We start from the raw sequence: 13,066 nt of genomic DNA on the forward strand, positions 1-13,066 counted from the left end.
ACCAAAGGGCTGCCTTGTGGACATCTTCAATCTGATCTTCAGTTTTCTTTACCAGTTCGGCGATGCCTTCGCCTTTCTGGTGCTTAGCGCCTGCGGGCTGGCCGTCATCTTCGGAATGATGGGCGTCATCAACCTTGCCCATGGCGAATTCATCATGTGCGGCGCCTATGTCTCGACAAGCGCGGTCCATGCAGGTCTACCCTTACCGCTCGCGATCATCACCGGTGCGGTTGCCGCCGGCATTGCGGGCATGATCGTCGAACTGGTGGTGATCCGCCCTTTGTATCAGCGTCCGCTGGATACCATCGTTGCGACCTGGGGCATTTCCATGATTGTTACTCAGGCCACCCTCATCGTCCTTGGCCCCAGCATGCAGGGCGCAGGCACGCCCTTCGGCAGCTTCACGCTGGGCGGCTATTCCTATTCCGTTTATCGCGTCGTCCTAATGATTGCCGCCGTTGGCACGCTGGCCCTGCTGTGGCTGATGTTCACCCGCACCCGCTTTGGCCTTCTGTCCCGTGCCACTATCCAGGTTCCCCATGTGGCCGAGGCCATGGGCGTGAACACCAACCTGATCTACAGCCTGACCTTTGGCCTTGGCGCAGGGCTAGCGGGACTGGCGGGCGGGCTTTACGCGCCCACCATGACGCTGGTGCCCACCATGGGCGCGTCCTTCATGGTTGAGGCCTTTGTCACCGTCGTCGTCGGAGGGGCGGACATCTTCCTAGGCACGGCACCCGCAGCCGCCATCCTTGGCATCATCAAGGCTGCGCTGACCGGCTGGCAGGGACAGCTTGCGGGGCAGATAGGCCTGTTGATCGCCGTCATTATTGTCATCCGCATCCTGCCCCGCGGGATCAGCGGCAAGATCCTGAAAGAGAGGGCCTGAGAATGGTCGACCAGTCTCGGGTGCGCGCCACCCTGCGCCTGATCGAAGGACCCCAAACCATCGGACGCGGCCCGAAATTCTGGACGGGCTTCGCGATCGTCCTGGCCTGCGCCTGCGCGTATCCAATGTTTGCCGACAGCTATGACGTCGGCAACAATGTCTACTTCTTCAACTGGCTGTTCATGGCCATGGGCCTCTCGCTGATCTGGGGTTATGGGGGATCGCTGAGCTTCGGACAAACCGCGTTCTTCGGCGTCGCGGGCTATTGCTATGGCGTGCTAACGATCAATCTTGGCGATGCCTATGGACTGACCCTATTGTCAGCCCTGATCGCCGTAGGCTTCAGTGCACTCTTCGCCGCTGTGTTGGGCTACTTTCTATTCTTCGGGCGCATCAACGGGGTGTTCCTGGGCATCGTGTCCCTGTCAGTGACGTTGGTTCTAGAGCGCTTCATGGCCCAGACCGCTGGGCCACAATGGGCCATCGGGTCTGCGCGCCTGAACGGGTTCAACGGTATGGGCGGCATGCCCTCACTGACAATCCCTTGGCCGGGCGGGAGCATCGCGCTCTTCCCGGACTTGCCGCTGTACTACCTGACACTTGCGCTACTGGTAGTGGTCTATCTGGCCCTGCGGATGCTGGTCAATTCACGCTTCGGCAACGTGCTGGTCGCGATCCGCGAAAACCCACAGCGCGCCGAGATGCTGGGCTATGACATCCGCAAGTTCCAGTTAGGGGCCTTTGTTATCGGCTCGGCTCTCGCTGGACTTTCGGGAGTGCTTTACACGTCCTGGGGAAACTACATCACACCCGCCTCGATGGGGATGACCGCTGCCGCGTTGCCCATCGTCTGGGTCGCAGTCGGGGGACGCGGCGACCTAACGACGACAGTTATAGGCACCCTTGCCGTGCTGATCGTCTTCCAAATGCTAACAATCTACGGCAGCCAATATGCCCTAATCGTCATGGGCATCCTGCTGGTCCTCACTGTGTTGGTTGCTCCACGGGGCATCGTGATGGGCATTGTGGACGCCTCAGGCCGCTTGTTCCGCCGGAAGGAAACCCGCTAATGTCCATTCTGGAAACCCGCAAGTTGAACAAGCACTTTGGCGGCCTGCATGTCACCGGCAATGTGGATTTCGCGCTGCAACCCGGTGAGATGCACTGCCTGATCGGTCCGAACGGCGCAGGCAAAAGCACGTTCTTCCGCCTCATACTCGGCGAGCATCAACCCGACAGCGGCCAGATCCTGTTCTCTGACGAAGATATCACGCGCACGAAGTCATTCCAGCGCATCCGAAAGGGCATCAGCGTCAAGTTTCAAGTGCCTGGAATTTTCAAGGAGCTCAGCACGCGCCAGAACCTTATCATTGCCCTGCAGCACCATGTCCCAGCAGGCCACCTGGGCGAGGAGGTGGACCGGCTGCTAGAGTTCCTGAAGCTGTCGCAGGATCACGCCCAACTTGCCGGCAACCTCAGTCACGGTCAGAAACAGTGGCTCGAGATCGGAATGGCAATCGCACTGAAGCCGCGTCTGCTGCTGCTTGACGAACCTACTGCAGGGATGACGCCCGACGAAACCCATGCCACGGGCGAGATGCTACACCGGCTGAACGCCGAGGGCATGACAGTGCTGGCAGTAGAGCATGACATGGCCTTTGTGCGCCAGATCGCCCACCGGGTGACTGTGCTGCATTTGGGCAAGGTCTTTGCTCAGGGTAGCATTGACGAAATCACCGCCGATCCCCGTGTGGCCAAGATCTATCTGGGAGAGGTCGATGCCTAAGCCCCTTCTGCAAACATCTGCACTGAACGGCGGATATGGCGGCAAGCCAGTTCTGCAAGGCGTGGATATCGACGTGAACGAAGGCGAGATTGTCGCCATCATTGGCCGCAATGGCGTTGGCAAGTCCACGCTGATGAAGACGCTGATTGGGCTCTTGCCTACCCAGAAAGGGTCAATTCGGGTGAGGGGCCAGCAGGTCGACGGCTTATCTGCCCATCGGCGCGCACGCCTGGGCATCGGCTATGTCCCGCAGGGCCGCGATGTCTTCCCGCGCATGACCGTGCTGGAGAACCTAATGGTCGGCCAGTCGATCTCTGGCCGCAAACTGGATGGCAAGCTCGAGGAGGTCTATCACTACTTTCCCATTCTTCAGGAACGCGCCAATCAGCGTGCCGGAACCCTATCGGGCGGGCAGCAGCAGCAACTTGCCATTGGTCGCGTGCTGATGGGCGGCCCTTCGCTGGTCCTGCTAGACGAACCCTCAGAAGGTATCCAGCCGAACATCGTCCAGTCGATCGCCAGGATCATGGTGGACCTGAACGCAAAATCCGGCCTTGGGGTCGTCTTTGTGGAACAGAACATCGACATGATCCGCGCCATGGCGCAGCGCTGCTACGTCATGGACAAGGGCCGCATCACCGCCGCGCTGACCCGCGCCGACCTGGGCAATCAGGACCTCATCCGCAGCTATCTGTCTGTCTGACTCGTACCCAAGAAAGGTATTCAAATGAGCTGGTTCGAAAACTCCATAATGGCCCGCAAGGCCGTCGCCAAGGGAGAGGCGCGGGCTGAAGCATCGCTGACCGAGGCCCAGCAAGGCAGCTATCATTACGTCTACAGCGCGGCAATCCCGCCAGTGCTGAAGATCGACCCCGGCACGGTGCTGACCTGCGAGACCCATGATGCTTTCGAAGGCGCAATTACCTCGGAATCAGACAAACCGACGGAGAAGCTGAACTTCCCGTTCCTCAATCCGCAAAATGGGCCAGTCTGGATCAACGGTGGGGAAAAGGGCGACACCATTGCCGTCCACATTGACAGCATCGTCCCACGCGGGCCTCAACCACGTGGCACGACCGTCATCATGCCCGAATTCGGCGGCTTGGTGCCTACGGCGGACACCGCCCTGCTGACAGCGCCCCTGCCCGAACGCGTACGCAAGCTACATGTCACTGCCGAGAAAGGCACCGTCTGGAACGACCGCATTACCCTGCCCTATGAACCCTTCATCGGCACGATCGGCACTGCTCCGCAGATTGAGGCCATCTCCTCGCTAGTGCCCGATTATTACGGCGGCAACATGGACCTGCCAGACGTGGCACCGGGCGCGGTCGTCTATCTGCCCGTCCAGACCGAGGGCGGGTTCCTGTTCCTAGGCGACTGCCATGCCGCGCAGGGAGACGGCGAACTGTGTGGCGTCGCGATCGAACACCCCACGGTCACAACTGTTCGCATTGACCTGATCAAGGGCTGGACGATCAAGACACCGCGGCTCGAGAACGAGAAGTTCTACATGACCATCGGCTCCTCGCGCCCGATGGAGGATGCTGCCCGCGGCGCTTATCGCGAGTTAATCCGGTGGATGGCGGCTGATTTCGGCTTTGACGAAATTGATGCCTATATGCTGCTAACGCAGTGCGGCCGCATCCGGCTGGGCAACATGGTGGACCCAAAATACACGGTCGGCGCGTCGGTCCTGAAATCCATTGTCGGGACAGCCCGGTGAAGGACATGCTTCCCCCTTTAGGCGAGCTGACGGTCGCCGGGATCCGCAAAGGTCTGGCCAGCGGCGCCTTCACTGCCGAGGCTCTGACATCGGCAGCCATCGCGCAAATGCAGGCGGCGAACGGCACTTATAATGCAGTTATCTTCGAGAACGACGCGGCGCTGGACACAGCCCGCGACATCGACCGCCGGATTGCTGCGGGGGAGGCGGTGGGTGCCTTGACGGGTGTTCCCATCGTGGTTAAGGATCCGATGGACATGGTGGGCTTTCCGTCCACCGCGGGCTGGCGGCTGCTTTATTCCGGTGCGGGCGGCGTCGATCTGATGCCCGAACGCGACAGCCCGGTGGTGGCCCGCATGCGTGCCGCCGATGCTGTCATCATCGGCAAGACCAACGTCCCGATCCTCAGCTGGACTGGAACCCATGCCAATGACAGCTGGGCCGGACCAACGATCAATCCCGCTGCACCCGACCGCGTGCCGGGGGGGTCCAGCGCCGGCTCGGCGGCGGCGGTAGCCGCCCATATGGCGGTGATTGGGCTGGCCGAGGAAACGGGCGGATCGATCCAGAACCCTGCCTCGGCACAGGATCTGGTGGGCCTCAAGCCGACAATTGGGCTGGTACCCAATGCAGGCGTCGTGCCGCTGTCAGCCAATCGCGACGTGGTGGGCCCTGTCACGCGCACAGTAGCCGATGCCGCCGAATGCCTGACCGCGCTGGCTGGCTTCACCACCGAGGATCCGAAGACATTAGCCTCCGTTGGTAAGGTTCCGGCAGGTGGCTATGCAGCAAGGTTGTCACCCGAGGGACTGCAGGGGAAGCGGCTAGGCCTCTATGGCCCGGGCTGGCGACCGGACCTTCTGTCTGACGAAGCCACGCAACTTTATGAACGTGCGAAGAGGGAACTGGAGGCAGCGGGCGCCATCTTGATTGAAGACCCCTTCGCGGGAACGAACTTTGCCAGTTTGCGCCAGATTACTCCAGGAACACCCTTTTTTGACGGGCGCGGCCTTGAGTCGCTGCCCTATGACATGACCTGCTACCTGCGCCGCCTTGGACCAGACGCCGCACTAAAGTCATGGGGAGATTTTATTGCTGCAACGGCCTCCGAAAATGTCCTTGGGAAGGGCGCGATCCTTGGCTATCTGCAGGAACTGCCGGATTTTGCGCCCTGTGTCGCCGACCCCGAGACGCCTCCTGCCCTGCCTGCTTTCACAGAACTGAAGCAGCGCTATCTGGAACTGCTGGATCATGTCTTCGCGGAATACAATCTGGACAGCTTGGTTTATCCACAAATGCTAAATGAACTCCCCGAACTGCATTCAGGGGAAGCAATCCGTGAGACCACGGTAGGCGAGCTAAACATTGCCGGAATTCCTGGGATCACTGTTCCTGCCGGCTATTACAGGTCGGGAGCGCCCTTCGGCCTAATCTTCCTTGGCCTGCAATGGTCCGAGGCAGAACTGTTGAACCAGGCATTTGCCTATGAACAACTAACACAGCACCGCAGGCCTGCTGTCTGATTAGACAGCCATACAAAACAGAATCGACGAACGAACTTGCCCCCGTGAAAGGAAGATCTTTATTGCATCGGCGTTCACAATTTGGGTCCGCAGCGGCCGAGGGCGGCGGGACGGTCATCGATCAGCGTTTCGGGATGGATCAGCCTCTCGCCAAAGCCACGGGCATAAACAAAGGGCTTCAGCGTTGAGCCGGGAGAGCGCAGCTACCCGCGTCATGCCCACGAACCCGCCTCAAGCGCCGTTCGCAAACTGCGCCGTGCCGACCCGAGAGTGGATTTCTCCGCGGCGGTGATCAGCCGGTACCAATATCAGGCGCCGGCCGCGCACTGGCCCTTGCCAGGATGATGTTCATCATGCCTGCGCTACATGTTGATGAAGCTGATTTATTAGTTTTGGGCGAGAACAGGGCTCTTTCTATTATGTTGCCAACACTCTTGTCTTCGAATCCTGCACTAATAGTTGCCGCCATTTGCGCAACGAAATCTGACACGGATCCACCATGGAAGTTCCCAGGCTACCATAGATTAGCCGGTCCTCGCACGCTCCAACCCTCATCATAGCTTCTGGCATCAAATTCTTTAGATTGGGCAGCCAGCATCTGGCCTTGTGTAGGAAGCCCTTCCGGGGGCCTCTGATCCGACCAGATACGTGAACGCATGATGGCTCTGGTGCACTGCATGTAAATCTCAGATACTTGGATTATAAGGATGGTACGTGGCAGCAGTGCTCCTGAAGCAGTCTGACGGGCAAAGCTGGAGCGTAGGTCCTCATCGGCCGTGATGCGGGCGATCCCGTTCGCACGAACAACATTGCCTGAGCCTGCCACCATGAACATGACGGAGATACGGTCGTCATGAACCAGATTACGCAATGTGTCGATCCGATTGTTGCCGACCCAGTCAGGTATGGCAAAAGTCCTGTCATCTAGGACTCTGGCGACAGGGCCGTCATCTCCACGTGGTGATCCGTCCGTACCGCCAGGACCGGCAGTCGAGATGACGCAGAAACGCGAGGCCTCGATCCACTGGCGGTAAGTCGGCGTGAGCCAAGTTGAGACCTTCGCAATTGCAGCGGCTACAGGTTCGCCATAGATCGCTTCGAGTTCGGTTTCGCTTGTAACGAATTCCATGCAGCTACCTTATCCAAGGGCCCGTGGGACTGTCGGCCCCACGCTGTCGGATTACTTCCGGGCTTCCGCGGTCGCGTTTGCCTCGGGCCAGATCAGTTGGTTCACGCCATCCTGAATCTGTGCAACAGGCAATGGAAGGTATTCACCTCCACCAATGACCGTATGATCTTCCGCATCGAACTTGAAACGGCCGATGAGGCAGTTGTAATCTGTGGCGCCAATTGCGTCGGAAACCGCTTTCGGGTCCGTCCCTCCCGCAGTTTCCAAGGCACGCAGTCCGATCATCATCGTGCAGTATCCATGCGCATGACTATAGGTTGCGGGATTACCGAACTCCGCCTGGATCCGTTCGTCAAATTCCTTATGTGCAGGGACGACATCTGGGGCGAACTGCAGCGAGGTCCATAGCAGGCCCTCGCCTGCGGCACCTACCTGATCCATGAACTCGGGTTTGGTCGGATAGTAAATCGCCATGTGGCGACCAGGCATAGCCTGTTCGGATATCTGCCGGACGAGCGACACACCGGAGTTTACGGCAGTGAAGACCGACAGAGTGAGATCTGGTGCAGCTGTCTTCAGTTTGGTCAGTTGGGGATAAAAATCGGTGCTTCCCGCAGCCACAGCCTCGCTAGCCACCACCGACCAGCCGTCCGCTTCGAACAATTCGGTAATCGTGTCCGCATTTGAATGACCATAATCCGTATCCTCGATGACGAAGGCCAGCTTTTTTCCACCTGCATCAATCAGACCCTTTTCGGCCGCCCAGTTTACAAAGTCATGGACGGTCTCGCCATAGGCGCTGCTGTTGTAGTTGCCCTTCCAGTAAAGCGCATATTTCTCGGGATCGGATTTCACCTTGTCGGCGATCAGGGTGCTAACTGGCTCGGCGCTGAGGATGGGCAGGTCGAACTGAGGCGCAAGTTCCATCAGCGCCATGGTGACGTGGCTATGCAGGGCGTCACCTATCAACAGCTTGATGCCGTTTCGGGTGATCATCCGCTGTGCCGCGCTGACGCCGACCTCTGGCTTGGAGTTGTTGTCCTCGACAGTCAGGGCAATCGTCGGATGCTCGGCGCCGGGGGTGACATAGTCGCCCTTGCCTTCGTTCCATTCCTTGACTGCCAGCATGAACCCCTGCCGAAGTGCCTCGCCGGAATTGGCGGCAGGCCCGGTCAGGGGCGCAATGGCGCCGACAGGAATTTCCTGCGCGGTAGTCGACAAGGGTGCGAGGGTGGCGAGTGCGAGGGCGCTCGTTGCAAGGAGTTGTCTTAGCATAGCGTTGTTTCTCCCGTTGATTGATTATTCTTGATCATGTTGGGCGCCGGCGGCCGACCGCAGCAAATAGTCCGGCAAGCCCGCGTGGTGCCCCCAAGACGAAGAGCATGACAATCCCTCCGTAGAGAAGCATCCGAAAATCGCCAAACTCGCGAAGCGCCTCACCCAGGAAGGTAAGAAGTCCAGCGCCGAGAACCGGGCCCAGGAATCGTCCGACCCCGCCCACGATGATCATGGCAAGTAGCGTCACCAGCATCTCGGGTCCAACCGTCGACGTCGGCGTCAGGATCTGGATGTAATGAGCGTATAGCGCGCCGCTGAGGCCGACAATGGCTGCACTGAAGGTGAAGATGCCCAGTTTCCAGCGCGTCAGATCCACGGCAAGGCTTTCTGCGGCGGCCTCCGAGTCGCGCATCGCCAGCAATGTCAGGCCGACACGGCCGCGCAAGACAGCCAACAGCAGAAAATGCACTGCGGCGAAGAATCCAAGTGCCAGGAGATACGAGCCAAAGGGCTTTCCCGTTCCGAACTCAAGCACGGTGCCACCTAGGTTAAGCTCGGGCATAGCGTCTATGCCCCAGAAGCCAAGTTCGCCCCGGGTCCAGTCCTTCAGGTTAGCCAGCACAAGCCGGATGATCTCGGCAAAGGCCAGCGTCACGATCGCGACGTGCGGCATTGAACGAATCCGCAGGATCGGCACCCCGATCAGCAGCCCAGCCAAGGCAGCGACACCCGCCCCCAGCCAGATCGTTATCCATGGCGACACGCCTGCGTAATGCGACACCATCGCCGAAGCATATGCACCCAATGCGAAAAAGGCATGATGCCCCAAAGTCTTCAGCCCAAGGATGCCAAGGGTCAGATTCCAGCCTGACGCGAATATGGAGAACAGCAGAAACAACGTCAGCACGTGCAGATAGTAGGCATTGGTCACAAAGAAGGGGATCAGTGCAAGCAGAACGACCAGCAGCAAAAGGATCAGGGCGGGTCGGCGTCCCAGCATCTCGGTCATCGCTCAGCCCTCCCTTGTGCTAAAGAGGCCGTATGGGCGGACCCAGATCACTGCGATCAACAATGCGAACGAAATTACATCGCGCCACTCGCTGGATGTGAAGGCCACTCCAAAGCTCTCGATGATCCCCAGTAGAAAGCCGGCGACGATTGCCCCGCCAAAGCTGCCCAGGCCGCCAAGGATCACGACAGCAAACGCCTTGAGGATGTAGGGAGCGCCCATCCAAGGGTTTACCGACAACAAGGGTGCAAGCATGATCGCGCCTATCCCGGCCAGACCAGCCGATAAGGCAAAGACCATCGTATGCACGCGGCCTGCAGGGATGCCGAAAGCCTCTGCCGCCTCGGCGTCCTGTGCAGTCGCACGGATCATCTGTCCGAACCGGGTCCGATACAGCAGCAGGGCCGACAGCCCCAGCGCAATAAGCGCGACGACCAGGATCATGATCCGTTGCCACGGCATTCTGACCTCGCCGAGGACAAGCACGCCGTCGAAAAAATAGGGCAGTGCGTTGAAGCCCTCGCCCCAGATCAATTGGGCAGCGCTTTGCAGGAAGATCGACAGGCCAATCGTTGCCGCGATGACGCGGAAAGACCAGTCGTCCTTGGAAAGCATGGGTGCTATCACCAGCCGCTGCATGGCGATACCTGCAACCATCACCAGCAGGATCGCCCCCAAAGCAGCCACGGACAACGGCAATCCGACCGACGTGAACAGTATCAGAACGATATAAGCTGCCAGCATCATCATCTCGCCATGGGCGAAGTTCAGCACCCGGGTCGTGCCATAAATCAATGCGATCCCTGACCCGATCAGCGCATAAATCGATCCGGTAATTAGCCCGTTTAGCAGCGTTTCAATAAGGATGGGCCCGGTCATGCGGCAGCCCCGCCAAGATAAACACGTCTGATCTCTGGGTGGTCCAGCATCTGCGTGCCTGAACCGGTCAGTACCACGCGGCCGGATTCCAGCAAATATCCGCGATGACTCAGCTCGAACGACAGCTTTGCGTTCTGTTCATTGAACAAGATTGCAACACCTTGCGAGTTGATCTCTCGCATCAGGGCGAAGACCCGCTTCTGCAAGGCAGGTGATAGCCCCAACAGCGGTTCGTCCATAAGCAGCAGCCGAGGCTTGGCCATCAGCCCGCGGGCAATCGCCGTCATCTGTTGCTGTCCGCCGCTAAGCCGTCCTGCCGTGGCGTCCATGTGGGGACGCAATTCGGGAAAAAGCGACAGCACCCATTCCATCTGCCGGCGTATCTCGGTGCGAGGCAGGACGAAGCCACCCACCTCGATGTTTTCCCTCACGCTCATGCGGGGGAACAAGCGGCGGCGTTCCAGCACGATACTCATCCCCGCGCCGACTCGCTTGGTGGCGGGCGCCTGCGTCAGATCGTCACCGTTGAAGACAACCCGGCCGCCGCTGGGCCGCTTGAGGCCCATGGCGACCTTGAGGACTGTGCTCTTGCCAGAGCCGTTGGGACCCATGACCGCCACGACCTCGCCTTCCCCGACGCTGATAGAAACGTCCCACAGCACTTGGGTCGCACCGTATCGGACGTTTATGCCGCTCAACTCAAGCATGGGCATCTCCCAGATAGATGTCGCGGACACGCGGATCGGCTGCGACTTCTGCAAGACTGCCGGAAACGAGTTGCTTGCCCTGGTCAAGAAACAACGCCGAGTCGACCAGTTCTGCCAGAAAATCCATGTGATGCTCGACCACGACAAGCGTCAGCCCCCGTTCTGCATGGAGCGCGCGGATGGTTTCGACGAGGCCGGGGATCGACGGCCTGTCGACGCCCCCGGTCACCTCGTCAAGCAGAAGCAGCTTGGGGCGGGTGGCCAAGGCCCGGGCCAACTCGAGCCGTTTCCGCTGTCCGGTGCTCAAGCTCGATGCGGTGTCATCGATCTTGGCCCGCAGACCCACGAAGTTCACATATTCCTCTGCCGCAGCATTAGCCTGCCGCATCGGCATTCCGGCTGCAGTAAGGGCGACCATTACGTTTTCGCGCACGGTCAAGCTTACGAACGGCTGGGTGATCTGGAAAGTCCGGGCAATTCCGGCACGGCTGCGCGCACTTGTTGCGGTGGTGCCTACTTCCCTACCGTCAAACCTGACCTGCCCGGTAGACGGGCTGACCGCGCCCGCAATCACATTGAACAGTGTCGTTTTTCCAGCGCCATTTGGACCAAGAAGTCCAAGGGAAGAACCCCGCGTAAGGCGGATATTGATTCCTTCAAGGGCGGTCAGACCACCAAATCGAACCGAAATGTCATTTAAGGTCAGAAGGTAGGGCTCTGTCACAGGCGGCTTCCTCATCGTCGGGGAAGACTACATGTTGACCCTAGGCGCGCAAGACGTTTTCTTGCTCATTATGCAATAAGCCCATTCAGTTGGCGTCTTGTGTCGCACCCAGCAGAGAGTTTCCCGAATGCGTGCATTTTACCACCCGGAACAGGCGCTTCACGACCCTCAGCAGTACATGCGCTTTGGACGCGTGGTTGCAGCCAAGGATTTGCCTTGTCGGACGGACCGTCTGCTGCAGGCATTGCGCAGACATGGCGTGCAGCCTGAATTGCCCAAGGCCGATGGTCTTGAGGCCGCTCTCAGCGTTCATACGGCGCCATTCCTCGATTTTCTTCGTCAGGCTTGGGACCAATGGCAGGATTTTCCCCCTGAGCGCGGGCCAGAAGTATGGCCTGCAACCTTTCCTTATTGGAGCGGCCGTCCAGAGGAAGCCCACAGATCAGGATGCCGCGCAACTGGTTTGCTGGGACGAATGGGATGGTACTTAGGCGATCTTTCGGTTCCCATAGGCCCGCATACATGGCTGTCCACTTTGCGATCCGTAGAAACCGCCGCAGCGGCTGCAGATGCGCTTCTAAGTGGCACCAAAAGCGCGTTTGCCCTTTGCCGACCGTCTGGGCATCATGCCCGCGCCGACAGAGCCTCTGGGTTCTGCTATCTTAATAATGCTGCCGTCGCGGCCCAGCGGTTGCGCAGCAAGTTTGAACGCGTCGCAGTGTTGGATGTCGATGTCCATCATGGTGACGGGACACAGCAGATTTTCTATGGTCGCTCAGACGTTCTGACTATCTCCATTCACGGCCACCCTGCGAATTTTTACCCCTTCTACACCGGCTATGAGGACGAACAGGGGAGTGGCGCGGGGATGGGATACAATCTGAACCTGCCATTGCCACCTCGCTCGGCAAAACTCCAGATGTTAAAGGCAATTGAAGTTGCCACATTAGCCATCCGTCACTTTGATGCTGAGGCGCTGGTACTTTCACTTGGGTATGACGCACACGAGGCCGATCCCATCGGCATTCTATCGCTCATGTCAGAAGATTTTGCAGATATTGGAGCGGCCGTTCGGGCGCTTGGACTTCCTACTCTTGTCGTTCAGGAAGGTGGATACGCTGTCGAAGTAATTGGAGACTGCCTAGACGCATTTTTGAATGGCTTCACAGACTGACTGTCTGACGTCAGCGCCCATGGAACAGATTAGGCCGATTGCGTGAGGGAGGATTTCTGGCTCCTCGTAGCCTTCATGGAGCGAAGATGAGCAAGAACCGAAGGACGGCGTCAGCGAAACCCGTGACGACGAAAGCCGAGGCTGACAGGTCTGTCAAAGACATCCGTCGGGCGACGCGCAAGATCCACAACGCCGAAGAGAAGATCAGGATTGTCTTGGCAGGGCTTCGGGCGAGATGTTAG

The 13,066-nt window shown here is 59.0% G+C and carries 13 protein-coding genes; 7 read left to right on the top strand and 6 right to left on the bottom strand.

What is annotated here, in order from left to right; all coding sequences use genetic code 11:
* Nucleotides 1-16 precede the first annotated feature (16 nt).
* From Q5701_RS19085 to Q5701_RS19110, 6 genes are read left to right on the top strand one after another with little or no spacing between them, the layout of a single operon-like run.
* Nucleotides 17-889, top strand: coding sequence for an ABC transporter permease subunit (locus Q5701_RS19085; RefSeq protein WP_306752539.1), 873 nt, complete (start codon nucleotides 17-19; stop codon nucleotides 887-889).
* A gap of 2 nt (nucleotides 890-891) precedes the next feature.
* Nucleotides 892-1,959: an ABC transporter permease subunit gene (locus Q5701_RS19090; protein WP_306752540.1), complete on the top strand. Its 1,068-nt coding sequence runs from the start codon at nucleotides 892-894 to the stop codon at nucleotides 1,957-1,959.
* On the top strand, nucleotides 1,959-2,675 hold the full coding sequence (locus Q5701_RS19095) for an ABC transporter ATP-binding protein (RefSeq protein WP_306752541.1): 717 nt from the start codon (nucleotides 1,959-1,961) through the stop codon (nucleotides 2,673-2,675). Before Q5701_RS19090 ends, Q5701_RS19095 begins: the two co-directional genes overlap by 1 nt.
* Nucleotides 2,668-3,378 carry an ABC transporter ATP-binding protein gene (locus Q5701_RS19100; protein ID WP_306752542.1) on the top strand — a complete coding sequence of 237 codons (711 nt, stop codon included), beginning with the start codon at nucleotides 2,668-2,670 and terminating at the stop codon, nucleotides 3,376-3,378. Before Q5701_RS19095 ends, Q5701_RS19100 begins: the two co-directional genes overlap by 8 nt.
* 24 nt (nucleotides 3,379-3,402) lie before the next feature.
* Entirely contained in the window at nucleotides 3,403-4,401 is a 999-nt protein-coding gene (locus Q5701_RS19105) for an acetamidase/formamidase family protein (RefSeq protein WP_306752543.1), read from the top strand.
* A 5-nt stretch (nucleotides 4,402-4,406) separates the two neighbouring features.
* Nucleotides 4,407-5,924 (top strand): amidase family protein, encoded by a 1,518-nt coding sequence (locus Q5701_RS19110; RefSeq protein ID WP_306755445.1) that lies wholly within the window; start codon nucleotides 4,407-4,409, stop codon nucleotides 5,922-5,924.
* 514 nt (nucleotides 5,925-6,438) lie between these two features.
* Here the strand turns inward: Q5701_RS19110 and Q5701_RS19115 are convergent.
* The 6 genes from Q5701_RS19115 to Q5701_RS19140 all read right to left on the bottom strand — a co-directional run bounded on the left by Q5701_RS19115 (nucleotide 6,439) and on the right by Q5701_RS19140 (nucleotide 11,650).
* Nucleotides 6,439-7,053, bottom strand: a complete 615-nt coding sequence (locus tag Q5701_RS19115) for an MSMEG_1061 family FMN-dependent PPOX-type flavoprotein (RefSeq protein WP_306752544.1) — start codon at nucleotides 7,051-7,053, stop codon at nucleotides 6,439-6,441.
* A 51-nt stretch (nucleotides 7,054-7,104) separates the two neighbouring features.
* On the bottom strand, nucleotides 7,105-8,274 hold the full coding sequence (locus tag Q5701_RS19120) for an ABC transporter substrate-binding protein (RefSeq protein ID WP_306752545.1): 1,170 nt from the start codon (nucleotides 8,272-8,274) through the stop codon (nucleotides 7,105-7,107).
* 88 nt (nucleotides 8,275-8,362) lie between these two features.
* The gene (locus Q5701_RS19125; protein WP_306752546.1) at nucleotides 8,363-9,340 is read right to left on the bottom strand and encodes a branched-chain amino acid ABC transporter permease; all 978 of its coding nucleotides are present in this window, start codon (nucleotides 9,338-9,340) and stop codon (nucleotides 8,363-8,365) included.
* A 3-nt stretch (nucleotides 9,341-9,343) separates the two neighbouring features.
* Complete coding sequence (locus tag Q5701_RS19130) at nucleotides 9,344-10,219, bottom strand: branched-chain amino acid ABC transporter permease (RefSeq protein WP_306752547.1); 876 nt, start codon at nucleotides 10,217-10,219, stop codon at nucleotides 9,344-9,346.
* The gene (locus Q5701_RS19135) at nucleotides 10,216-10,926 is read right to left on the bottom strand and encodes an ABC transporter ATP-binding protein (protein WP_306752548.1); all 711 of its coding nucleotides are present in this window, start codon (nucleotides 10,924-10,926) and stop codon (nucleotides 10,216-10,218) included. Before Q5701_RS19135 ends, Q5701_RS19130 begins: the two co-directional genes overlap by 4 nt.
* Nucleotides 10,919-11,650 (bottom strand): ABC transporter ATP-binding protein, encoded by a 732-nt coding sequence (locus Q5701_RS19140; RefSeq protein ID WP_306752549.1) that lies wholly within the window; start codon nucleotides 11,648-11,650, stop codon nucleotides 10,919-10,921. The genes Q5701_RS19135 and Q5701_RS19140 overlap by 8 nt, the downstream gene beginning before the upstream one ends.
* Before the next feature lie 127 nt (nucleotides 11,651-11,777).
* Between Q5701_RS19140 and Q5701_RS19145 the strand changes: the two genes are divergently transcribed.
* Nucleotides 11,778-12,824, top strand: coding sequence for a histone deacetylase family protein (locus Q5701_RS19145; protein WP_306752550.1), 1,047 nt, complete (start codon nucleotides 11,778-11,780; stop codon nucleotides 12,822-12,824).
* Nucleotides 12,825-13,066: the final 242 nt, after the last annotated feature.

Origin of the sequence: Paracoccus actinidiae, assembly GCF_030863885.1 — a bacterium.
Lineage (GTDB): Bacteria > Pseudomonadota > Alphaproteobacteria > Rhodobacterales > Rhodobacteraceae > Paracoccus > Paracoccus everestensis.

Excerpts from the sequence above, each read along its gene's own strand:
- Q5701_RS19090 (WP_306752540.1), top strand. The coding sequence starts at position 892 with ATGGTCGACCAGTCTCGGGTGCGCGCCACCCTGCGCCTGATCGAAGGA.
- Q5701_RS19095 (WP_306752541.1), top strand. The coding sequence starts at position 1,959 with ATGTCCATTCTGGAAACCCGCAAGTTGAACAAGCACTTTGGCGGCCTG.
- Q5701_RS19100 (WP_306752542.1), top strand. The coding sequence starts at position 2,668 with ATGCCTAAGCCCCTTCTGCAAACATCTGCACTGAACGGCGGATATGGC.
- Q5701_RS19105 (WP_306752543.1), top strand. The coding sequence starts at position 3,403 with ATGAGCTGGTTCGAAAACTCCATAATGGCCCGCAAGGCCGTCGCCAAG.
- Q5701_RS19110 (WP_306755445.1), top strand. The coding sequence starts at position 4,407 with ATGCTTCCCCCTTTAGGCGAGCTGACGGTCGCCGGGATCCGCAAAGGT.
- Q5701_RS19115 (WP_306752544.1), bottom strand. The coding sequence starts at position 7,053 with ATGGAATTCGTTACAAGCGAAACCGAACTCGAAGCGATCTATGGCGAA.
- Q5701_RS19125 (WP_306752546.1), bottom strand. The coding sequence starts at position 9,340 with ATGACCGAGATGCTGGGACGCCGACCCGCCCTGATCCTTTTGCTGCTG.
- Q5701_RS19130 (WP_306752547.1), bottom strand. The coding sequence starts at position 10,219 with ATGACCGGGCCCATCCTTATTGAAACGCTGCTAAACGGGCTAATTACC.
- Q5701_RS19135 (WP_306752548.1), bottom strand. The coding sequence starts at position 10,926 with ATGCTTGAGTTGAGCGGCATAAACGTCCGATACGGTGCGACCCAAGTG.
- Q5701_RS19145 (WP_306752550.1), top strand. The coding sequence starts at position 11,778 with ATGCGTGCATTTTACCACCCGGAACAGGCGCTTCACGACCCTCAGCAG.